The sequence below is a fragment of the Streptomyces sp. NPDC090021 genome (assembly GCF_044748225.1).
Classification (GTDB): Bacteria; Actinomycetota; Actinomycetes; order Streptomycetales; family Streptomycetaceae; genus Streptomyces.
In genome coordinates this window covers 55,513-75,305 of sequence record NZ_JBIVFO010000007.1, presented here as the reverse complement: position 1 = coordinate 75,305, position 19,793 = coordinate 55,513, and the positions used below count along the sequence as shown (strand labels likewise).

Annotated in this window: 27 protein-coding genes; 12 read left to right on the top strand and 15 right to left on the bottom strand. The window is 69.1% G+C overall.

Annotation, left to right across the window (positions count from 1 at the left end):
- Window positions 1-61: 61 nt before the first annotated feature.
- The 6 genes from ACIPXC_RS07145 to ACIPXC_RS07120 all read left to right on the top strand — a co-directional run bounded on the left by ACIPXC_RS07145 (window position 62) and on the right by ACIPXC_RS07120 (window position 6,691).
- A complete protein-coding gene (locus ACIPXC_RS07145; RefSeq protein ID WP_030850457.1) occupies window positions 62-823 on the top strand; it encodes an isoprenyl transferase in 762 nt (253 codons plus the stop codon).
- Window positions 824-1,209: 386 nt separating this feature from the next.
- The gene (locus ACIPXC_RS07140) at window positions 1,210-2,526 is read left to right on the top strand and encodes a PhoH family protein (protein WP_401614353.1); all 1,317 of its coding nucleotides are present in this window, start codon (window positions 1,210-1,212) and stop codon (window positions 2,524-2,526) included.
- 446 nt (window positions 2,527-2,972) lie between these two features.
- Window positions 2,973-3,665, top strand: a complete 693-nt coding sequence (locus ACIPXC_RS07135) for a transglycosylase SLT domain-containing protein (protein WP_401614351.1) — start codon at window positions 2,973-2,975, stop codon at window positions 3,663-3,665.
- Window positions 3,666-3,795: 130 nt separating this feature from the next.
- Window positions 3,796-5,169, top strand: coding sequence for an AI-2E family transporter (locus ACIPXC_RS07130; protein ID WP_401614349.1), 1,374 nt, complete (start codon window positions 3,796-3,798; stop codon window positions 5,167-5,169).
- 101 nt (window positions 5,170-5,270) lie between these two features.
- Window positions 5,271-5,963 carry a hypothetical protein gene (locus ACIPXC_RS07125; protein WP_401614347.1) on the top strand — a complete coding sequence of 231 codons (693 nt, stop codon included), beginning with the start codon at window positions 5,271-5,273 and terminating at the stop codon, window positions 5,961-5,963.
- 8 nt (window positions 5,964-5,971) lie between these two features.
- Window positions 5,972-6,691 carry a hypothetical protein gene (locus ACIPXC_RS07120; protein ID WP_401614345.1) on the top strand — a complete coding sequence of 240 codons (720 nt, stop codon included), beginning with the start codon at window positions 5,972-5,974 and terminating at the stop codon, window positions 6,689-6,691.
- A gap of 60 nt (window positions 6,692-6,751) precedes the next feature.
- On the opposite strand, the gene ACIPXC_RS07115 is transcribed toward ACIPXC_RS07120, so the two are convergent.
- Both ACIPXC_RS07115 and ACIPXC_RS07110 read right to left on the bottom strand, forming a co-directional pair.
- On the bottom strand, window positions 6,752-7,288 hold the full coding sequence (locus tag ACIPXC_RS07115) for an alkyl hydroperoxide reductase (protein WP_401614343.1): 537 nt from the start codon (window positions 7,286-7,288) through the stop codon (window positions 6,752-6,754).
- Window positions 7,289-7,291: 3 nt separating this feature from the next.
- On the bottom strand, window positions 7,292-7,846 hold the full coding sequence (locus tag ACIPXC_RS07110; RefSeq protein WP_401614341.1) for a peroxiredoxin: 555 nt from the start codon (window positions 7,844-7,846) through the stop codon (window positions 7,292-7,294).
- A 240-nt stretch (window positions 7,847-8,086) separates the two neighbouring features.
- Between ACIPXC_RS07110 and ACIPXC_RS07105 the strand changes: the two genes are divergently transcribed.
- The 6 genes from ACIPXC_RS07105 (at window position 8,087) to tgmC (ending at window position 12,617) form a co-directional block, all read left to right on the top strand.
- Window positions 8,087-9,328: a helix-turn-helix domain-containing protein gene (locus ACIPXC_RS07105; protein ID WP_401614339.1), complete on the top strand. Its 1,242-nt coding sequence runs from the start codon at window positions 8,087-8,089 to the stop codon at window positions 9,326-9,328.
- Between the two features lie 94 nt (window positions 9,329-9,422).
- A complete protein-coding gene (locus tag ACIPXC_RS07100) occupies window positions 9,423-9,653 on the top strand; it encodes a hypothetical protein (RefSeq protein ID WP_401614337.1) in 231 nt (76 codons plus the stop codon).
- Window positions 9,650-9,895 (top strand): hypothetical protein, encoded by a 246-nt coding sequence (locus ACIPXC_RS07095; RefSeq protein ID WP_401614335.1) that lies wholly within the window; start codon window positions 9,650-9,652, stop codon window positions 9,893-9,895. Before ACIPXC_RS07100 ends, ACIPXC_RS07095 begins: the two co-directional genes overlap by 4 nt.
- A 285-nt stretch (window positions 9,896-10,180) precedes the next feature.
- Window positions 10,181-10,444 (top strand): putative ATP-grasp-modified RiPP, encoded by a 264-nt coding sequence (tgmA, locus tag ACIPXC_RS07090; protein ID WP_401614333.1) that lies wholly within the window; start codon window positions 10,181-10,183, stop codon window positions 10,442-10,444.
- A 5-nt stretch (window positions 10,445-10,449) separates the two neighbouring features.
- Window positions 10,450-11,406 carry an ATP-grasp ribosomal peptide maturase gene (gene tgmB / locus ACIPXC_RS07085; RefSeq protein ID WP_401614331.1) on the top strand — a complete coding sequence of 319 codons (957 nt, stop codon included), beginning with the start codon at window positions 10,450-10,452 and terminating at the stop codon, window positions 11,404-11,406.
- A complete protein-coding gene (tgmC, locus tag ACIPXC_RS07080; RefSeq protein WP_401614329.1) occupies window positions 11,403-12,617 on the top strand; it encodes an ATP-grasp peptide maturase system methyltransferase in 1,215 nt (404 codons plus the stop codon). The genes tgmB and tgmC overlap by 4 nt, the downstream gene beginning before the upstream one ends.
- Before the next feature lie 66 nt (window positions 12,618-12,683).
- Here tgmC and ACIPXC_RS07075 read toward each other — a convergent pair whose 3' ends face one another.
- The 13 genes from ACIPXC_RS07075 to ACIPXC_RS07015 all read right to left on the bottom strand — a co-directional run bounded on the left by ACIPXC_RS07075 (window position 12,684) and on the right by ACIPXC_RS07015 (window position 19,786).
- On the bottom strand, window positions 12,684-12,956 hold the full coding sequence (locus ACIPXC_RS07075) for a hypothetical protein (protein WP_401614327.1): 273 nt from the start codon (window positions 12,954-12,956) through the stop codon (window positions 12,684-12,686).
- A gap of 76 nt (window positions 12,957-13,032) precedes the next feature.
- Window positions 13,033-15,225, bottom strand: coding sequence for a ribonucleoside-triphosphate reductase, adenosylcobalamin-dependent (gene nrdJ, locus ACIPXC_RS07070; RefSeq protein WP_401614325.1), 2,193 nt, complete (start codon window positions 15,223-15,225; stop codon window positions 13,033-13,035).
- Between the two features lie 2 nt (window positions 15,226-15,227).
- Window positions 15,228-15,635, bottom strand: a complete 408-nt coding sequence (locus ACIPXC_RS07065; RefSeq protein ID WP_401614323.1) for a hypothetical protein — start codon at window positions 15,633-15,635, stop codon at window positions 15,228-15,230.
- On the bottom strand, window positions 15,632-16,015 hold the full coding sequence (locus ACIPXC_RS07060) for a hypothetical protein (protein WP_401614321.1): 384 nt from the start codon (window positions 16,013-16,015) through the stop codon (window positions 15,632-15,634). The genes ACIPXC_RS07065 and ACIPXC_RS07060 overlap by 4 nt, the downstream gene beginning before the upstream one ends.
- Window positions 16,012-16,335: a hypothetical protein gene (locus ACIPXC_RS07055; protein WP_401614319.1), complete on the bottom strand. Its 324-nt coding sequence runs from the start codon at window positions 16,333-16,335 to the stop codon at window positions 16,012-16,014. The genes ACIPXC_RS07060 and ACIPXC_RS07055 overlap by 4 nt, the downstream gene beginning before the upstream one ends.
- Window positions 16,332-17,507: a hypothetical protein gene (locus ACIPXC_RS07050; RefSeq protein WP_401614317.1), complete on the bottom strand. Its 1,176-nt coding sequence runs from the start codon at window positions 17,505-17,507 to the stop codon at window positions 16,332-16,334. Before ACIPXC_RS07050 ends, ACIPXC_RS07055 begins: the two co-directional genes overlap by 4 nt.
- Before the next feature lie 21 nt (window positions 17,508-17,528).
- Window positions 17,529-17,738, bottom strand: coding sequence for a hypothetical protein (locus ACIPXC_RS07045; RefSeq protein WP_401614315.1), 210 nt, complete (start codon window positions 17,736-17,738; stop codon window positions 17,529-17,531).
- Window positions 17,735-17,986, bottom strand: coding sequence for a hypothetical protein (locus ACIPXC_RS07040; protein WP_401614313.1), 252 nt, complete (start codon window positions 17,984-17,986; stop codon window positions 17,735-17,737). Before ACIPXC_RS07040 ends, ACIPXC_RS07045 begins: the two co-directional genes overlap by 4 nt.
- Window positions 17,983-18,348, bottom strand: coding sequence for a hypothetical protein (locus ACIPXC_RS07035; protein ID WP_401614311.1), 366 nt, complete (start codon window positions 18,346-18,348; stop codon window positions 17,983-17,985). Before ACIPXC_RS07035 ends, ACIPXC_RS07040 begins: the two co-directional genes overlap by 4 nt.
- On the bottom strand, window positions 18,348-18,809 hold the full coding sequence (locus ACIPXC_RS07030) for a hypothetical protein (protein WP_401614309.1): 462 nt from the start codon (window positions 18,807-18,809) through the stop codon (window positions 18,348-18,350). Before ACIPXC_RS07030 ends, ACIPXC_RS07035 begins: the two co-directional genes overlap by 1 nt.
- 34 nt (window positions 18,810-18,843) lie before the next feature.
- On the bottom strand, window positions 18,844-19,263 hold the full coding sequence (locus tag ACIPXC_RS07025; RefSeq protein ID WP_401614307.1) for a CHC2 zinc finger domain-containing protein: 420 nt from the start codon (window positions 19,261-19,263) through the stop codon (window positions 18,844-18,846).
- Window positions 19,260-19,412 carry a hypothetical protein gene (locus ACIPXC_RS07020; protein WP_401614305.1) on the bottom strand — a complete coding sequence of 51 codons (153 nt, stop codon included), beginning with the start codon at window positions 19,410-19,412 and terminating at the stop codon, window positions 19,260-19,262. The genes ACIPXC_RS07025 and ACIPXC_RS07020 overlap by 4 nt, the downstream gene beginning before the upstream one ends.
- Entirely contained in the window at window positions 19,409-19,786 is a 378-nt protein-coding gene (locus ACIPXC_RS07015) for a hypothetical protein (RefSeq protein WP_401614303.1), read from the bottom strand. The genes ACIPXC_RS07020 and ACIPXC_RS07015 overlap by 4 nt, the downstream gene beginning before the upstream one ends.
- Window positions 19,787-19,793: the final 7 nt, after the last annotated feature.

Below are 19,793 nucleotides of genomic sequence, written 5' to 3'. Positions count from 1 at the left end.
GTGGCGCACTCGGGGGGACCGCAATTCGCACGGGGGCATCGCACGGAGGGGCTGGAAGATCGTGAAGCTGCGCGACCTGGTGTACAGGCTTTACGCACGCCGGGTGGAAGGCCGCCTCGACCATGACGCGGCGCCCAAGCACATCGGCGTCATCCTGGACGGGAACCGTCGCTGGGCGAAGGCGTCCGGTGGTACCACGGAGCAGGGTCACCAGGCCGGAGCGGACAAGATCTCCGAGATGCTCGGCTGGTGCACCGAGACGGACGTCGAGGTCGTCACCCTGTGGATGCTCTCCACGGACAACCTGGACCGGCCCGAGGTCGAGCTCCGCCCGCTGCTCAACATCATCGAGAACACCGTGCGGGGCCTCGCCGCCGACGGCCGCTGGCGCGTCCACCACGTCGGCAACCTGGACATCCTGCCCGCCGGGACGCAGACGGTCCTCAAGGAGGCCGAGCAGGCCACCCACGACGTCGACGGGATACTCGTCAACGTCGCCGTCGGCTACGGCGGTCGCCAGGAGATCGCCGACGCGGTGCGTTCCCTGCTGCTGGAACACGCGCGCAAGGGCACCTCCTTCGAGGAGCTCGCCGAGATCCTCGACATCGACCACATCGCCGAGCACCTCTACACGCGCGGCCAGCCCGACCCCGACCTCGTGATCCGCACCAGCGGCGAGCAGCGGCTGTCCGGGTTCATGCTGTGGCAGAGCGCGCACTCCGAGTACTACTTCTGCGAGGTCTTCTGGCCGGCCTTCCGCAAGGTCGACTTCCTGCGGGCCCTGCGCGACTACGCCGCCCGCCACCGCCGCTACGGCACCTGACGCCGGGTAGGGGGTGTCCTGCCGGTCGGACCGCGAGCCCGGTCCGACCGGCCGGGCACCCCCTTCGGGTTCCGGCCATCCGGTGCCCCTCCCACCCCTTCCTCCCCTCCCCTTGAACCCTTCACCAGGGATTCACCGAGCGTCCGTCATATGCCATGGCATGGCCTGGCCTGATCGGGGAATATCCCTTTCAGGTCGATGCCCGATCCACGGGTGTCGAATCTCAGCGGACGGCATGGGGTCGTCCGCCCGGGAGGCCCTTTGCACCAGGACGCACGTGCGGTTCGCACGGACGCAGTGGAGGGCCGGAAATCGGCCCTGGCATGGGTGCCGATGACCGGTCCGGTCTTCATGGCCCGACCTCTTCCGAGGGGGTACGTCCTTCCGTGGTGACCAGCACAAAGCGCCGCCTGCCCGACAGGCGGACCTACGTCCTCGACACCAGCGTCCTGCTGGCAGACCCCAACGCGATCTCCCGCTTCGACGAGCACGAGGTCGTGCTCCCGATCGTGGTGATCACCGAGCTGGAGGCGAAGAGGCACCATCCCGAACTCGGCTACTTCGCCCGCCAGGCCCTGCGCCTGCTCGACGACTTCCGGGTTCGCAACGGTCGCCTGGACGCACCCATCCCGCTGGGCGATCTGGGCGGCACCCTGCGCGTCGAACTCAACCACTCAGACCCCGGCGTCCTGCCCGCGGGCTTCCGGCTGGGGGACAACGACTCCCGGATCCTCGCGGTCGCACGCAATCTCCAGGCCGAGGGCTACGACGTCACGGTCGTCTCTAAGGACCTCCCCCTGCGGATCAAGGCCTCCTCCGTGGGCCTGATCGCGGAGGAGTACCGCGCCGAGCTCGCGATCACCGACGGCGGCTGGACCGGCATGAGCGAGGTCGGCCTCTCCGGGGAGCAGGTCGACCTCCTCTACTCGCAGGAGCGTCTCTACGTACCGGAGGCGGCGGAACTGCCCGTGCACACCGGGCTGGTCCTGCAGTCCGAGCGGGGCAAGGCCCTGGGCCGGGTCACCCCGGACGGCAACGTCAGGCTCGTACGGGGCGACCGCGACGCCTTCGGGCTGCACGGGCGCAGCGCCGAGCAGCGCATCGCGCTGGACCTCCTCCTCGACCCCGAGATCGGGATCATCTCGATGGGCGGCCGGGCCGGCACGGGCAAGTCCGCGCTGGCGCTCTGCGCCGGCCTGGAGGCGGTGCTGGAACGCAGGCAGCACCAGAAGGTGATGGTCTTCCGGCCGCTGTACGCCGTCGGAGGCCAGGACCTCGGCTACCTGCCGGGCGACGCCTCCGAGAAGATGAGCCCCTGGGCGCAGGCGGTCTTCGACACGCTCTCGTCGGTCGCCGGCCGTGAGGTCATCGAGGAGGTGCTGAACCGCGGGATGCTGGAGGTCCTGCCGCTCACGCACATCCGGGGGCGCTCGCTCCACGACGCCTTCGTGATCGTGGACGAGGCGCAGTCGCTGGAGCGGAACGTCCTGCTGACCGTTCTGTCCCGGATCGGGGCCAATTCCCGGGTCGTTCTGACCCACGACGTGGCCCAGCGGGACAACCTGCGGGTCGGCCGGTACGACGGAGTGGTCGCCGTGGTCGAGAAGCTGAAGGGGCATCCGCTCTTCGCGCACATCACGCTGACGCGATCCGAGCGGTCCCCGATCGCCGCCCTGGTCACCGAGATGCTGGAGACCCTCTGATCCGGCCGGGTCCGGCGACCGGGCCCAGCCGACCGGAGAAACGGTCAAAAACCCCATAGCGGGAAGGCGAGTTGGCGCCGCCCGGCAAAGGTCCCAGAGCCTAGCCGGGCGGCGTCGTGCTGCACAGCCCTTTGTCGAAACAGACGGCGACATGCCAGGTGTGACCTTTCCCACGCATCGGATAATTGCCTTGCGGTGTAGAGGTCCGGCAGAGTCTGGTTTCCGTCAGGCCCCGCATACGGCGCACCTGTATCTCCCGTGAGGTACGCGCAGCACCACAACTCCACAGCCGATGGCCGTATGCCGCCCGGAGTTTCACGCGGCAGCCCCCGCAGGGGAGTTGCCCACGGGCCCGCGCCTCCAGTGACCGTCGCACCACGGAGGCCAGAGTCGAGGGCACTTTTGCGCCCGCGCGGTCACTGCGGTCGCTGCTGGAAGGACACCGTGTGAGCGGGATCTCGGTCCGGGGGTTCGCAGTGGCTTCGGCCACCGCGGTCACCACCGTCGGCGCAGTCGTGGGCGTTGCCGCCGGCGACCCCACGAACGATCTCGAGACGACCGCGTCCGGGGCGACCCTCCTCGCGGACATCCCGGTCGGCGACCAGGCGGAGGTCCAGAGCGCGTCCCTGACGCAGCAGGCCGACACCATCGCGCACGCCGCCGATGCCGAGGCCAAGCGCTCCGCCGAGGAGGCCGCCCGTCTCCAGGCCGCCGAGGACGCCAAGTCCAAGAAGGCCGAGGCGCAGAAGGCGGCCGACGAGAAGGCGAAGAAGGAGCGCGAGGCGAAGGAGATCGCCAGCCGTTCCGCCGCCCGCGACGCCGGTGACTTCGCCGTCCAGAGCTCCTACACGGTCGCTCAGGTCAAGGCCATCGCCCAGCAGATGGTCCCGGCCGGCCAGTTCCAGTGCTTCTCGAACATCATCAACCAGGAATCCACCTGGAACTACCTGGCCGTGAACAAGTCCTCCGGGGCGTACGGTCTGGTCCAGGCGCTCCCCGGTTCGAAGATGGCCTCGGCCGGCGCGGACTGGCGCACCAACCCCGCCACTCAGATCAAGTGGGGCCTGAACTACATGGAGGACCGCTACGGCAGCCCGTGCGGCGCATGGAGCTTCCACCAGGCCAACGGCTGGTACTGACGGCCCCCGCCGCACCGAAGGCGGCACAGCTCCACCCCGGGCAGCCCCGCACCGTCGTACGGTGCGGGGCTCCTCGCGTGTACGGTCATCGGGGTGTGCCCGTGGACGGGGGGCGGGGGAAGGAAGCGACATGGCGAAGAGGGAAGGCTGGCTCGGCCGGCTGGGCAACAGGCTGACCGCGATGGAAGCGCGGCTCGACGAGCGGCGCGCCGAGGTCGAGGCCGAGAGCGGAGGCGCTGTGCCCGAGCCGTCGTGGCCGGACGCGGCGGCTTCGAAGGCTCCCGGAGGGGCCGACGCCCCGGAGCGGGCGCCCGCGGTCCGGGAGCCCGCCCCCGAGCGCTACCGCCGCCCCGAGCGGCCCGACCCGGCGAGCGTGGTCCCGTGGGGCATGCGCGTCGCCGCCGAGGCCAGCTGGCGGCTGCTGCTGCTCGCCGGGATGCTCTGGGTGCTGATGAAGGTGATCAGCGAAGTCCGCCTGGTCGTCCTCGCGTTCGCGGCCGCCATGCTCGTCACCGCGATGCTCCAGCCCTTCGTCGTCCGGCTGCGCAGACTGGGCATGCCGCGCGGCCTTGCCACCGCCGTCACCGCGGTCCTCGGCTTCGTCGTCATCGGGCTCGTCGGCTGGTTCGTGGTCTGGCAGGTCATGGAGAACCTCGACGACCTCTCCGACCGGGTCCGCGACGGCATCAACGAGCTCAAACTCTGGGCGCTGGACAGTCCGTTCCACGTGACCGAGAAGCAGATCAACGACATCGCGAAGAACCTCAGCGAGACCATCGGCACCAACACCGAGCAGATCACCTCCGCCGGCCTCCAGGGCGTGACGGTCCTCGTCGAGATCCTCACCGGCATGCTGCTCGCGATGTTCTCGACGCTCTTCCTGCTCTACGACGGCAAGCGCATCTGGAACTGGGCGCTCGGCCTGGTCCCGGCCGCCGCCCGTGCGGGAGTCGCCGGCGCCGGTCCGCGCGCCTGGCGCACGCTGACCGCGTACGTCCGCGGCACGGTCATCGTCGCCCTCATCGACGCCGTCTTCATCGGCCTCGGGCTGTACTTCCTGGACGTGCCGATGGCGGTGCCGCTGGCCGTCTTCATCTTCCTGTTCGCCTTCATCCCGCTGGTCGGCGCGGTCATCTCGGGCGCCCTCGCCGTCGTGGTGGCGCTCGTGACCCAGGGGGTGTTCACCGCCCTGATGGCATTGCTGGTGGTCCTGGCGGTGCAGCAGATCGAGGGCCACGTGCTCCAGCCCTTCATCCTCGGCCGGGCGGTACGGGTCCACCCGCTCGCGGTGGTGCTCGCGGTGGCCGCGGGCGGGATGATCGCGGGTATCGGCGGGGCGGTGGTCGCCGTCCCGCTGGTGGCCGTCACCAACACCGTGGTGGGCTACCTGAAGGCGTACTCGCGCGACCAGCACCACCTCGGGGCCGGGATGGTCGGTCCGGCGCCCCACGGCTCGACGGCGCTGGGCGTGGTACCCGACGACGAGGAGCACACCCGGCGGTAGGCGGTGCCTGGCCGAATCGCGCACCACCGGAGTCGAACGTTTTGACGATCGGGCTGCCATGATCGAGGCGTTCGGGGGCGGCAACGACCGGGGGGACACGAATGATCGGCGAACCTGAGTTCGACGGAGCGGGGGAGACCCGCCCCGCGCAGTCGGCGGAGCAGGCGGAGGAGCCGCCATCGCGCGGACGGGAGGCCGCCGGGGCGGGGGCGCCACGGCCGTGGCCGTGGGCCCTGGGCGGGGCCGTGCTCGCCTCGGCGGTGTGGGCGGGCGGGCTGTACGCCTTAGGGGACCGGCTCGCGGCGCCGGAGGTCTCGTACCGGGCGACGCGGAACCTGTGCCTGGACTTTGAGGCGCGGGCGCTGAGCAGGATCGCGGGGGACCTGCACCGCTACCGGCCGGTGCACCGGGAGAACGAACACCCCGCCGTGCGGGGGGCCGGCTGTGCGCTGCAGAACGGTGAGAGCGTGTCCACGCTCACCGTGCGGGCGCAGGTCGACCTGCACAGGAAGACGGATCCCGGGCCCGAGTTCGACGCGCCGTCGGCGGCCTGGACCTTTACCGAGACCGGTGGTGGACGCGTGGAGGAGGTCCGGGGACTCGGTGAGCGCGCCCTGCTTCTCGTGGGCCCCGCGGACATGTGGGTCGAGCTCAAAGTGCTGCACGGCGGTGCGGTGTTCACGGTCGTGGCCACCGGCACCGGCAGCGAGCGGAACACCCCGGCCGACACGGCCGCGCTCCGGTCTGCGATGGTCGAGGACACCCGCGAGCTGATGGCGGTACTGAAGAAGTAGGGGGCGGGATGATCAGCGAGCCCGAGCTCGACGGGGCATGGGAGTCGGCGCGTCCGGCGGAGGTGGCTCAGCACGACGGTCGGGACGAGGCCGCGCCCGCGCGGCGGCCGGACCGGCCGTGGTGGTGGGTCGCGGTGGCCGTCGTGGTCACGTCCGCGCTGTGGGCGGGCGGGCTGTACGCCTTCGGGGACCGGCTGCGGCCGGCGGAGCCCGAGGTGCGGTACGCGGTTACGGACAACCTGTGCGAGCAGTTCAAGGCGCCGGCCCTCGGGCGGGTGATGGGCGGCTTCGCGGACTCCACCCCGCACAGGACCGGCCGGCATCCGGCCATGGACTGGGCGTCGTGCAGCTTCGGCAGTGACGGGCCGGGTGGTTCGGGCGGGTTCTCCGCCGTGGTCCTGGTCGAGCTGCACAAGAAGAGCGACCCGGCGCCCGAGTTCGCCCTGGGTTCGTACTACGAACGGATCTTCGGTGGCGACGTCCCCTGGGAGGAGATGCCCGGCCTGGGGGAGCAGGCACTGGTCCGCGGGTCCGAGACCTTTGACGGTCTCCAGCTGCGCGTCCGTGACGGCGGCGCGGTGTTCACCGTCGAGCTGATGTTCTTCGGCTCGCCGGACGAGGAGGACGACCCGAGGGCGACCCCGTCGGCACGGCCCGACCAGGACACGCTGACGGCGGCGGCCGTCGAGGACGTGCGGGCGCTGATGGCGGCGCTGCGCAAGGGCTGACGACGCCGGTGGCCCGCGACCGGAAACGGGCGCGGGCCACCGGCGTCGTGCGGGATGCCGTTACTCGCCGACGATGGCGGCCTCGGCGTCGAGGGTGACCGCGACGGCCTGGATCACCGAGGCGATCTTGAAGGCCTCCTGGATCGTCTCGCGGTCGACGCCCGCCTTGCGCAGGACCTGCTCGTGCGAGTCCAGGCACTGGCCGCAGCCGTTGATCGCGGAGACCGCCAGGGACCACAGCTCGAAGTCGACCTTCTCCACGCCCGGGTTGCCGATGATGTTCATCCGCAGGCCCGCGCGCAGGTTGCCGTACTCCGGGTCGGAGAGCAGGTGGCGCGTGCGGTAGAAGACGTTGTTCATCGCCATGACCGCGGCGGCGGACTTGGCGGCGGTGTACGCCTCCGGCGAGAGGTTCGCCTTCGCCTCCGGCTCCAGCTCACGCAGGACGCGCGGGGAGCGGGCGGCGATCGCGCAGGACAGGACCGTGCCCCACAGCTGCTGCTGCGGGAGGTCGCTGTTGCCTATGACCGAACCGAGGTTCAGCTTCAGGTCCTTGGCGAAGTCCGGGACGGACGCCTTCAGGGAGTCGAGGGACATCCGTCACTCACCGGCCAGCAGCGCGCCGGCGTCGATCGTGGCGTCGCCCTTGTTCCAGTTGCAGGGGCACAGCTCGTCGGTCTGCAGGGCGTCGAGGACCCGCAGGACCTCCTTGGGGTTACGGCCCACGGAACCGGCGGTCACCATCGAGAACTGGATTTCGTTGTTCGGGTCGACGATGAAGACGGCGCGCATCGGCAGGCCGTCCTCGCCGAGGATGCCCAGCTCGGCGGAGAGCTCGCGCTTGATGTCCGACATCATCGGGAAGGGCAGGTCACGCAGGTCGGCGTGGTCCTTGCGCCAGGCGTGGTGCACGTACTCGGAGTCGAGGGAGAAGCCGAGGACCTGCGCGTCACGGTCGGCGAACTCGTCGTTCAGCTTGCCGAAGGCGGCGATCTCGGTCGGGCACACGAAGGTGAAGTCGAGGGGCCAGAAGAACACCACTGACCAACCCTTGTAGTCCTCCGAAGAGTACTCCTTGATCTCCAGCTTGTCTTCGGCCGGGCCTTCCACGCCCATGAGCTTCCAGGCCGGGAACTGGTCACCAACGGTGAGCACGCGATACCTCCGTGTGGGGGTTGGGTTGGACGGAGCTCAACCCTGTCACAAGGGTGATCGAGAGGAAAAATCGCAGATCTTCCTTTAATTGATAGGCGTGTCCGATAAGCGGGCAGATTTTCGCGGCAGGGGCGTTACCCCACGCACGTCGCCTCGGCGTCCAAACCCCTCGGGGAACGCTGGGAGAAGCTTCAGTGCGCCCTCCAGGGGCATACCCTGGCCGAGAAGGGTGGTGCACATATGTCGGATCAACTTGCAGACAACCTAAGGCGATACCGGCGAGCGAAGGGGCTGAACCAAGAGCAGCTTGCGCACCGCGCCGGTCTCTCAGTCGGACCGGTTCGGAGGATTGAACAGGGTCACGACGGGGTTCGGATGGAAACCCTTCATGCCCTCGCCCGAGTCCTCGGAGTGAAGACCTCGGACCTGATGGCGGCCGGGCCCCCGGAGCCGGTCAAGCACGACGACCCGAACAGCCAGAACCTACGCGAGCTGCGCATCGCGCTCACTCCCGCGTTCAGCCTCGGCCCGATCAGCGCCCCGACAGGCGACGAGCCGGACCTGCGCCGTTTGGAGCGCATGGCGTACGACAACTCCGTCCTCTACTTCGGGGACACCTACCGGAGTATCGCCGCCGACCTCCCTACGCTCATCAGGGCAGCGAACGACGCCGTGGCCTACTACGACTCCGGAGAAGAGCGCAGGAGTGCCCTGGTGGTCCGCTCGCGGGCCTTGAGCCTGACCGGCAGGTACCTGACGCAGATCAGGCAGTTCGATCTTGCCCACGTGGCGACCAGAGGCGCCATCGAGGATGCCAAGGAGGCCAGGAATAACCTCGTAGCGGCATCCGGGGTCGGCACGATGTGCTGGCTCTTCATGCGGACCGAACGGTTCGACGAGGCCGAGGACATCGCCATCGCCACGATGGATGTCGTCGAACCGAAGATCATGGGCGCCACCCCGGACGAATACTCGACGTGGGGCGGCCTGGCGATGGAAGCGGCGGCTGCGGCGGCGCGGAACAACCGACCGAAAGAAGCCCAGGCCCTACGTAAGGCGGCCGGCACTGCCGCGAAGGCGGTCGGCAGGACGCACAAGAACCTGCTGCGGCACTGGTCGATGTTCGGTCCCGTCACGGCCACGATGAAGGAGCTTGAGGACTACATGATCGCGGGCGACGCGCGGTCCGTGATCCGCAAGGCCAAAGAGGAGCCGAACCTCCAGGAGAAGCACTGGAAGCGGCTCGGCGGGCCCAGCACCAATGACGGCAACCGCTACCGCCTCGACCTGGCGCGCGCCTACGTCCGCACGGGTGACCCTACGGCTGCCATGGAGGAGCTGTCCCACCTCGACGAGATCGCACCCGAGTGGTTCCGGCACCAGTCCTCGGCCGCCGTCACCTTCGAGGAGATCACGAAGAAGCGCCGGACCCTGACGACCGAGATGCGCGAGGTAGGCGCTCACCTGGGCGTATTCGCGTAACTACACATCACCGATGCACTTCTGACGGGCCGTCGTCCGAAGTGCATCGGTACGACTCTGGATTGCCGTAGTCACCGCCCGTAACTTCACTGTCATGACGAGCGACCAGGAGACCAGGCCGGGAATCGGCGAGGTGGCCAAGGACTTGGGCACCGGGAAGATCGGCTTCGTGATGGGCGAGGAGGGCGGCAAGGTACAGCTCCGCCCCCTGAGCGGCGGCATCGAGTGGGACGCAGAGCCGGGCCACGTGGTCACCCCGCCGGCAGGGGAGAAGCTGAGCGCCCAGGTCGCCGTCGAGAACGACCGGTCGAGGTGGGGAGTGTGAGCCAGCCGCGCGCAGTCTTCGCCCACAGGATGTGGAAGATCACGCCTGACCGGGAGGAGGGCTCCGAGCCCGTCACCCACGCCATGCAGTGCACGCTTCCGGAGTGCCTGGAGAAGTCCGGCGGCTCCGGCGACTGGGAGGCCCCGCAGTCGTGGGCCCTGGAGCACTCCGGGCGGCACCCCTCCCACACGTCCTACCGCGAGATCATCACGCGCCCGTACCGGACCGAGATGCTGCCGTGAGCCGCGTCTTAGGCATCATCGGCCGGTACGCAGGACCCCTGTTCATCATCGCGATCAGCGCCTCGTGCGGACTGGTCATCGGTGTCGCCCTGGCGACCACCCCCTAAAGCTGCCCCGTCCCGAGCTGACCACCCCGTCTGGAGTGCTCCCCCGCCTCCATATCCGCTCGGGACGGGGCATCCCACCACCGCCCCGCCTACGGGCCGGGGCGGTTGCTCCACCCCTTGCACCCGCCCGCGGATTGGTCTTTCCGGAGACCGGTCCGCCCGAACCTTGAGGAGCACTGTGAGCACCGCTGTGGAATTGGCCCCGGCCCCCCCGTGGGGCGTCGGCCGACTCGCGCCGTACCCCAACACCGTCCACCTGCCGCACGCGAGGGTCTACGTCGACCCCACGACGCAGCTCGGCGTCTTCCTCGACCGTGACGGCGCGGTCGTCGAGATGGGCAAGCACGGCACCAGCTCGGGCACCGAGACCTCGACGAGCACCAGCCCCGACGGTCAGTCCGGCAACGACCAGGGCAGCGACCAGGACAGCAACCCGGACTAGTGGCTATGACCGAGAAGAGGCCCGTGCTCGTGGCCACCGAGGCGGATGACATCACCGCCGACATGGTGATCACGGAACTCAACAGGCTCGATGTGCCGGTCGTTCGCTTCAACCCGGCCGACATCGGGACGGACCTGACGGTCTCGGCTCGGTTCGGTACGTGCCCGGCCCCCGTGGCCGGGCACGTGCGTACCCCGTCGAGAAACGCCAGCCTCACCGACGTGCGCGCGGTCTACTGGCGCCGCCCCGTCTGGCCCACCTTCCCCGCCCTCGGGGAGCACGATGCCGCCTTCGCGGCGGCGCAAGTGCGTTACGGCCTGGGTGGCTCCCTGTACGCCATGGAGGGCCCCGTATGGGTGAATCACCCCCTCCGCGTGGCGGCTGCTGACTACAAGCCCGCGCAACTGGCCCTCGCGCAGCGGCTCGGCCTCACAGTGCCGCCGACCCTGGTGACCAACGAGCCGGACGAAGCCAAGGAGTTCATCTCTTCGCACGACCAGGTGATCTATAAGTCGCTGCGCTGGACGCCCTACAAGCGGGACGGCGTTCCGATGGCGGCGTGGACTGACCTGGTTACCGCCAAGGAGATCGACGACAGCCTGAAGGTGGCGCCCCACCTGTTCCAGGTCGTAGTGGACAAGACGGCCGACCTCCGAGTCCTGGTCGTCGGCCGGCAGGCGTTCGCCGTTCGGATCACGTCCGGCCTTCTGGACTGGCGCAAGGACTACTCGGCCCTGTCCTACGACGTGGTAGACCTGCCCGCCACGGTTGAGAAGGCGCTCCTGGCCTACCTCGATCACTACGGGCTGGTCTCCGGCAGTTTCGACTTCGCCGAGGACCAGAAGGGTGACCTGTGGTGGCTGGAGCTGAACCCCAATGGTCAGTGGGGGTGGCTGGAGCCGCATACCGGTTTGCAGATGGCCGCCACGTTCGCGGCCCTACTGGCAGGAGAAATCGTATGACCGACACCGCGCACGAACGGCGAAAGCTCGCCGCCCTGCTTGTGCAGGAGGGTGCCCTCAAGACGCCGACATGGCGGGCGGCCGTCGAGGCGGTCCCCCGTGAGCTGTTCCTGAACCCGGGCGTCTTCCTGCCCGAGGGCGGTCGGTGGCGGCCGGTGACGGCCCTCGGCTCCGATCCGGCGAAGTGGATTCAGACCGCCTACTCCCCGGACACGCTGACCACCCAGCTCGACGGACACCTGACCGCCGACCAGGTGAACGAGCCCGTGGCGGGGCTGCCTACCTCGTCCTCGACGATGCCGGCGCTCGTGGTCAGCATGATCGAGAGCCTGGACGTGGAAGACGGTCATCAGGTCCTGGAGATCGGCACCGGCACCGGGTACTCGGCCGCCCTGATGTGCCATCGCCTCGGTGAGGACAACGTCACCACCGTCGAGGTGGACCCGGAGGTCGCCGAACGCGCGGATGCGGCGCTGGAGGCGGCCGGTTACTCCACGTGGACAGTGACCGGCGACGGGCTCCTCGGGCACCCCCGGCGAGCGCCGTACGACCGGGTCATCGCCACCTGTCTGGTCAGGCGCATCCCCCACGCGTGGGTGCGGCAGACCAAGCCGGGTGGAATCATCCTGGCTACGGTCGGCTCGTGGGCGAACGGCTGCGGCCTGGCGAAGGTGACCGTCAACGAGGACGGCACGGCCGAGGGGCGGATCATCGGGAAGGCCAGTTTCATGCAGGCCCGATCGCAGGCCACCGTGCCGGTGGATGGCGACCTCTCGGCACGCGCGGCCTACGCCGACAGCGAGCGACAGGTGAAGGTGTCTCCGCTCCTGATGGACGAGTGGATGCCGTCCTTCCTCACCCAGCTCACGGCGCCCGGCGCGCAGCTCGTTCGCGCCAGGACGAGCGAGGGGAAGCAGCTCCTCTACCTCTTCGACCCGGAGCGCGAGTCGTTCGCGGAGTTCATCGAGGACGGGGAGGGGTGGCGAGTCCGACAGGGTGGCCCTGTGGCGCTGTGGGACGACGTGGAGGAGTCCCTCACGGCCTGGCAGGGGGCGGGCAGCCCGGACATCACTTCCGTGCGGCTTCACGTCACCGACCGGTGTCACACGTACTGGATCGGGGGTCAGCAGATCACAACCCGCACGTCATCGCACTGGATCGGGGAGGGGTCCGCGCTCCGGTGGCAACACCGGCTGACCGACCGCCCGTAGTCGGCCGGACACAACGGCGACGCCCCCAACCTGATCATGGCTGGGGGCGCGCGTGTTCATGGATGGTCAGGCAGCGGGGGTAAGGACGACGAGGAGGGGCCCCGCGGCCTTGCTCCACTCACGACCGGCACCGACCGCTTCCCGACCTTCCATGGAGATGCCCTCGCGGACGGGGGAGAGGAAGGCGTCGCGGAAGTGGGCCTGCGCCTCGGGGTTCATCCCGCTTCCCGCGACGGCCGCGCCGACTTTCTCGTCCAGGACCATGGCCGCCTCCCCGAAATGCGCCCCGGTCCACTCGTCTGCGTGCTCGGCGACCAGCGCCCACGTCATCTTGAACATGGTCACATCTTAACTTCGCCGGCATGTGGAAGGGACTCCTTTTTGGGAGTCTCAACTTTACATTCGTGTGCGGGAGTTAGCGGACCGGACAGGCGCCGGTCGAGCACTCCTCGTCGGTCGAGTCCTCGATCCGGAAGGACTCGTACTTGTCGAACTCCGCGCGGGTGATCCGCGCGTACGGCGCCTGCGGCCGAGTCCCGTCGACCATGACCGTGGTCCCCTTCAGCAGAGGGAGCCACGCCTCGATCACGTCCGCCGTCTCGTCGAGGTCCAGGCCCTCGGGCACGTTCGCCGTGAAGCTCACGGCGTTGTCGGCGTACTCGGCCTGGTACATCGCCTGGAAGGCGAGCATTTGGTTCAGGGACAGCTCGTCGGCCGACTCCACCAGGTCCGCCCGATAGCCGCGCGCCTCGACCTCGGCAACGAGCTTGTCCAGCGTGGGGAACTCGACAACCATCGTGTTCCCGCTCGGGTCGTAGACGCAGGGCTCGACCTTGTACCCCTCGAACTCGAAGGCAGCGACCCTGGCAGCCTGGTCCGGGTCGGCCATCGAGAAGCGGACGCGCCGCAGGAACGTCCTGGCATAGACGGGGTGGATTCCTTCGGTGACGCCGGGCAGCTTCGCGATCGTGCCCGTGGGGGCGACCGTGGTCACCTTGACCGGCTCCGGGATGCGCAGCTCGAAGGCGTAGTCGCGGGCGGCCTGGCGGACGGCCCTCTTCAGTCGGCCGAGGAGAAGCCGGAAGCGCGTGTGTGCCGGCGCCTCGCTGTAGCGGATGCCCTGCTTGGCGAGGAAGCCCTGCACGCCCAGGTGACCGACGCCGATCCGGCGCTGTGCGGCCAGGCGCTCGGCCTGCTCGGCGTCGTTCACGTCACCGTACGTTGCCCGTACCAAGAAGCGCGCCATCAGCTCGTGCGCCCGCTTCAGGCCGGTCTCGTCGTACGCCTCGTGCCCGTCGATCACGAACGCGTCGAGGTTGACGTGCCCGAGGTTGCAGTTCTCCCAGGGCATCAGTGCGATCTCGCCGCACGGGTTCGTGGCCACGACCTCACCGGGCTCGCCCAGGTTCGAGGCGCCGGAGTTCCAATAGCCGGGCTCCCCGTTCTTGAGCATCCCCTCGACGACCCTGGTGTGCACCATGTAGGCCAGCTCGTTTCCGCCGGGCCCGAAGTCGTCGTGCCGCTCGCCGGACAGGTAGTCGATGAAGTCCTGGTCGATCTCGACGCTGATGTTCGTCGTCCAGTGCTGCGACGGGTCCTCCTTGCACGCGAGGAACTCGTCGATGTACGGGTCGTCCCAGCGGCAGATGGCCATGCGGGCGGACCGGCGGTTGCCGCCGGAGACCACGCACTCGGCGATGGCGTGGTCGATCTCCATCGCATCGACGGGGGTCAGTTGCTCGGGGCAGTTCTCGCAGGGGAAGGAGGACTCGCAGCAGTCACAGCCCCGGTAGTCCTCGACCACTCCCGTGTCGCCGCAGTCCTGGCAGCACGCGGCCTGCCTGAGCACGCGGGCGATCTCCTGCATCATGCGGCCGAATGGCGCCGGGCCCGAAGCGACACCACCGAAGGTCTTTAGGCGGGCGCCCTTCCCGCGCACGCGCGACACGTCGTATACGCGGTCGGCGTGCTTCACCTCGTCGTCGGTCATGAAGGTGTCGATCAGGTCGACGAGCGCGGCGGCCCAGCCGTCGCGGGAGTCCTCGACCTCGAAGGCCCCGGCCCAGTCGGAGTCGTAATCCGCGGAGAGGACGCCGGCAGACTTCATGTCCTCGTAGTCGGGGTGAGCGGGGTCGCACACGATGTGCACGGCCAGGGCCCGGCGGGGCAGGCCGTACGGCTTGAGGAAGCGTGTCGAGTAGTTGGCGCCGACGCCGCCTCCCTCCATGAGGCGCATGAAGGCGAACTCGTAGTGACGGCTGAGCTGTTCGCCCCAGCCCGCGACGTGGCAGTTGAAGAGGTACTGCCTGCCCTTCACGCCGGACGCCCACAGGTGGCGGCCAGCGGGCAGGACGGCGAAGCGGTCCATCAGCTCGACCAGCTCGTCATGCTCGGCCCGCACGTCGGCACTCCACTCCTCGGCCGGGCCGTAGACGAGTGCGAGGTTCCCGGCCGCGACGCGGCGGACCGTCTCGGGCCACGTCTCGCGGGAGCCGTCCGCCTTCGTGCGGCTGTAGGTGCGCTCGTAGACGGTCTGACCGGTGGGGCCGAACGGAACTGCGGTGGTGATGGGGTTCTCCTTCTGGTGGGTGGTGTGCGGCTTGGGCAAGGTCAGAACGGCTTGTTCAGCATCACGGCCAGCACCTTGATCAGCCGCTTGAGGGTGCCGGCACTGTACGCCGCGAGGTCGGCCAGCACCTTGATCTGTGCTGCCGTCTCCTCGCCGGTCGGGGCAGGGAGGGTGAGGTAGGCGAGGCACAGGTCGATCCGCTCGTCGAGGTACTCGATCGCGGACGCGGCCTCGGCGTGCAGGCTGTCGAGCGCCAACTCGTCCTGGTAGTCGGTGACTTCCCGCTCCGTGAAGGGGCGGGAGGTGACCGCGCCGTCCGCCTGGCGCTCGTAGTAGGTCAGGGTCGAGTTGTCCCAGAACTCGAACACCTCCGGGCCCATGTCGGCGGGCGGTTCCACGGAGGGCTGGGGCTGCTCGACCGGCGGCTCCTCGGGCAGGGGATCGCTCACGCGGTGGTCTCCAATTCGTCGTAACTGTCCACGTAGTCAGTGCCGTTGAGGTGGGCGGCGAGCTTGCCGACCCCGCGCTCAAGGCGGTAGCGGATGGCCCGGTCGGTGACGGCTTCACGGGCTGCGATCCGCCGGTCGTCCCAGTCGAGGGCGAAGCGCATGAACAGCGCCCGCTTCTCGACCAGGGAGAGGGGGGCCGTCTTCCAGCCGCGCCGGATGTCCGCGAGGTGTGCGAACAAGGTCCCTGCGGCCTTCTTGTCGACGGTCCCCTTCGGCATGTCGGCGTCGGGTGCCTGCGGGTTCCGGATGCCGTATGCGGCCTCGATGTCCCACACCGCCGGGAGGAGGTGCTCGACGAGGCGTCGCTCGTACCCGCTCACACACGCCCCTTCTCGGCCGCGTCGCAGGCCGCCTCGTAGGAGGTGTGCCGGACGCGGTACCGGGCCTCGGTCTTCACGCGGTCGACGAGATCGAGGACCAGGCGGTGATAGAGGACGCCGAGTCCGAGGTTCGGGTCGGACAGGCACTCGCTGACCATGGAGGGCTTCGTCGCGAGGATGATCAGGGCCTCTTGCCGGGCGTCCTCGTACTCCATGGTCAGCGTGTCCTCGTAGCCGTCAGCGATGCGGCGGGCAGCCCTGCCGGCGAGGGCGACGACCTCGGGGAGGCAGAGGAACCGCCAGTCGGGAGCGTCGGTCACCGGACCACTTCCTTGACCGGCACGGCCCCGTCCTTCGTGATCAGGACCATCAGGCCGGGCGCCCCGCGCGTGCCCTTCAGGTGCCGCCACCATGTCGACTCGGACTCCATGGCCGGGATCTGGATGAACGTCCTCGGCCCGTCCGTGTCCACGAACTCGTGGTGCAGGTGGGCGGCAAGGAGGAGATCGGCGGTGTGCATGGCGGAGGTCTTGTCGAACGCCTGGCCGCGCCACCAGTCGAAGTGGCGGCCGGGCTTCCACTGGTGGCCGTGCGCGTGGGCGACGACCGTGCCCGAGCACTCGACTACGACGGTCAGCTCGTCCGTGTCGGGGACGTACACCTCGACGTGCGCGAACTCCTCGCCCGCCAGGGTCAGGGCCTCGCTGACGGAGATCAGGGCGTCGGTGTCGTGCGAGTCGTCGTACCGGGTGACGCCGCGCCCGTTGGGGCGTACGGCCTCGCCGTGGTTTCCGGGGACGGCGACGACGGTCAGGCGGGACGCCTGGGGTGCGAACTTGATGATGGCGTAGGCCATCAGGCGCCGGGTGAGACGTATCTGCTCGGTGAGCGTGAGCTGCGTGCGCCACACGTTCGCGCCGCCCTGGGAGACGAAGCCCTCGATGTGATCACCGAGCCAGCAGAGGTGGACGTGCTCGATGTCGAACCGCTTCCTGTACTCGGTCAGGAGAGCGGCGGCCTTGTCGATACACTGGATCGCCCGCGTGAGCGTGCCTTCGTAGCCGTCACCGTCGATCTTGCCGAACTGCATGTCACCCAGGGCGACCACGAACGTGAACTCGCCCTCCTCGTCGTCCTGGACGAAGCCGGGGGCCTCGTCGAAGACCTTCAGCAGCTCGCCGATGCTCGGGCGTTCGACTTCCGCCGGCACCTTGCGGCGGCCGAAGGAGAAGCGGGCGGAGACGCCCGGCTCGCCGTTCGCCATAGTCCATTCGCTCGACCGGAAGCCTGTGATCTCCCACTCGGCGGGGTCGAGGTGGTGGGCGCGGAGCACGTCGGCGGCCGTGGACTCCGGGTCGATGCCCTCGGGGCCCCGGACGGTCACCTCGGCCGCGTCGCCCGATACCTCGATCTGGCGCGTGAAGTCCTTGTCGGGGTCGGCCTGACGGCCCGTGGTGGCCGGGGCGGTCGGCGTGCGGAGAAGGTCGGTCAACAGCTCAGAGCGGTCCAAATTTTACACCTCATCACGAAGAGAACGGCGGTACGTACGGATGGTGGAAGCGGACACGGTGTGTCCGTGCTTGCGGAGGACGAGGGCGAGGCGCTCGGCCGACGAGCCGGTGTCGAGGAGGCGGAGCACGACGGTCTCCCGTGCGTCCGGCTCCAGCTCCTCGTAGATGCGCTTCAGGGTCGGCCCGGGGTTGCCGGGCAGGGGCTCACTCACCGGCCCCTCCGCGCGAGGTGCTTGCGGCGGGCCTCCTCGACCTGACGGGCGAGGGTCTCCAGCGGGCGGGGCCGGACGTGGCCCACGCTGCGGCGGACCTCGGCCTCCTCCCAGACCACGCCACCGTGCAGACCGCGAAGGTGGTTGCGCAGGCGCTCGCGCGCGGCGCCCTCGTCACCGTTTACGGGCTCGTAGTGGCCGCAGCCTCGGCCGTCCCAGAACTGGGGGCAGGGAAGGCCGGTGGTCACTCAGCCTCCCGATCAATCTGCCCGATGGCCGCGATCGTGAGCGAAGCCAGGCGAACGAGCCCCTTGCGGATCTCCTCCGGCGTGCGCCCGCCGAAGGCGGCGAAGGCAACCTGGATGGCCAGGCCGTCAACGCCGAGGTGGCCCGTGTCCTGACGCGTTTCGTTGATCACCTCCCACTCGTCGGCCCGCCTGCGGTACACGTCCGATCCGCGCGCGGGGACGAGGCCGCCGACCAGAGTCGGGGGGAGGTCGCCGACCTGACTGGCCGCTGCGCCCAGCTCGGCGAGCACGGTCGCGAGGGGGTCGGCCTTGCGTGCCGGCGCCTTGCGGGGGGCGGTCTTCCGGGCGGGGGCGGTGGTCACTACTTCGTCTCCTTGATCAGTTCGAGAAGGGGCTGCGCGCCCCCCTGCATGTAGGTGTCAGACACGTCCGCGTCCCGCAGGCGCATCCCCTTGGCGGATCGAAGGGCCCGGCAGATACGGGCGGTGAACTCCGACCCCGCGTCGTCGGGGTCGCCCCAGACGCGGACGCGGTTGAAGCCCGCGAGCATTCGGCGGTGCCGGGGCTGCCAGAGAGCGGCGCCGGGGAGGCCGACCGCGTGGAGGCCGATCTTCTTGAGGACGATCCGGTCGAGTTCGCCCTCGGTCACGTCGATGGTGTCCCCGGCCTGGTGCACGTCGGCGACGCCGTACATCCTCGGCGGATCGTCCTTGATGGTGTTGTACTTCCCGTGGAAGGCGGCCCTGTGGTCGTGCTCTTCCAGGCAGCGGAAGCGGATGGTCAGCGGCTTACCGAGGCGGTCGAGGTAGGGGATCGCGAGCATCCCGCGGAATCGCTCGTGACCGGGGAAGGGGTGGTCACCGACGACGCCAAGCCGGTGTGTAACCGCCTCCTCGCGGCCGATTCCCCGGTCGAGGAGATACCGCGCGGCGTCCGGCGTAAGAGCTGCCTGATACGCGCTCGTCGCCTCCTCCAGCATCTCGCGTTGCGAAGGCGAGAGAGGCTGCAAGGGCTCGTGCTCCGACAAAGTCAGTGCCTTCCTTTTCCATGATCAGAGTGAATGCGTCGCCGCCCTTCCCGCAGGAGTGGCACTTCCAGAGCTGCCGGTCGGTGTTCCATGAGAAGGACGGGGTGTTGTCCTCGTGCAGAGGGCAGGCCGTCATGCCCGTTACGCGGTGCGAGTTGAACTCGATGTCGTAGTGCTCGAAGACGGCTTCGAGCGTGGGCTTCTCGTGCTCCTGGTCCTCGTGGTCGGTGTCGACGCGGCGGAACCTCACGGCACTCGCCTCCCGACGAACCAGCCCTTGTCGTCGTCGTAGCCGAGGGACTCGAACCCGGCGCTGCCGGCGGACGCGAGGTCGAAGCGGCCCAGCTCCTCGACCAGGCGCTCGTACTCGGCGGCCTCTTCGTAGGTGATGGCGTTCACTCGGCGTCGTCCAGACCGAAAAAGTCCTCGACCGTAGTCAGGACGAACGCCTTGCGCCAGCCCTTTCCCCGGCGCTTGACGACGACGACCGACTCCACCCGGCCGGGGTCGATGCCCCGGTGCTTGGCGAAGTTCAGGCGCTCGCGGTGGGCCTCGTCGAGGAAGGGGCCGGGCTCGAACTTCGCGTTCTTCGCCTCGATGACGGTGAAGAGGCCGCCGTCCTCGCGGATGGCGAGGTCGCCCTCATCCTCCGCTCCGGTCAGCCGCAGCCGCTCAACGTCCTCACCCACGGATCGCAGACCCGTCATGAGGTCGATCTCCCACTCGGCTCCTCGGCGCTTGTTGGCCTTGTTGCGCTTGGCGATCGGGTCCAAAGTTTAC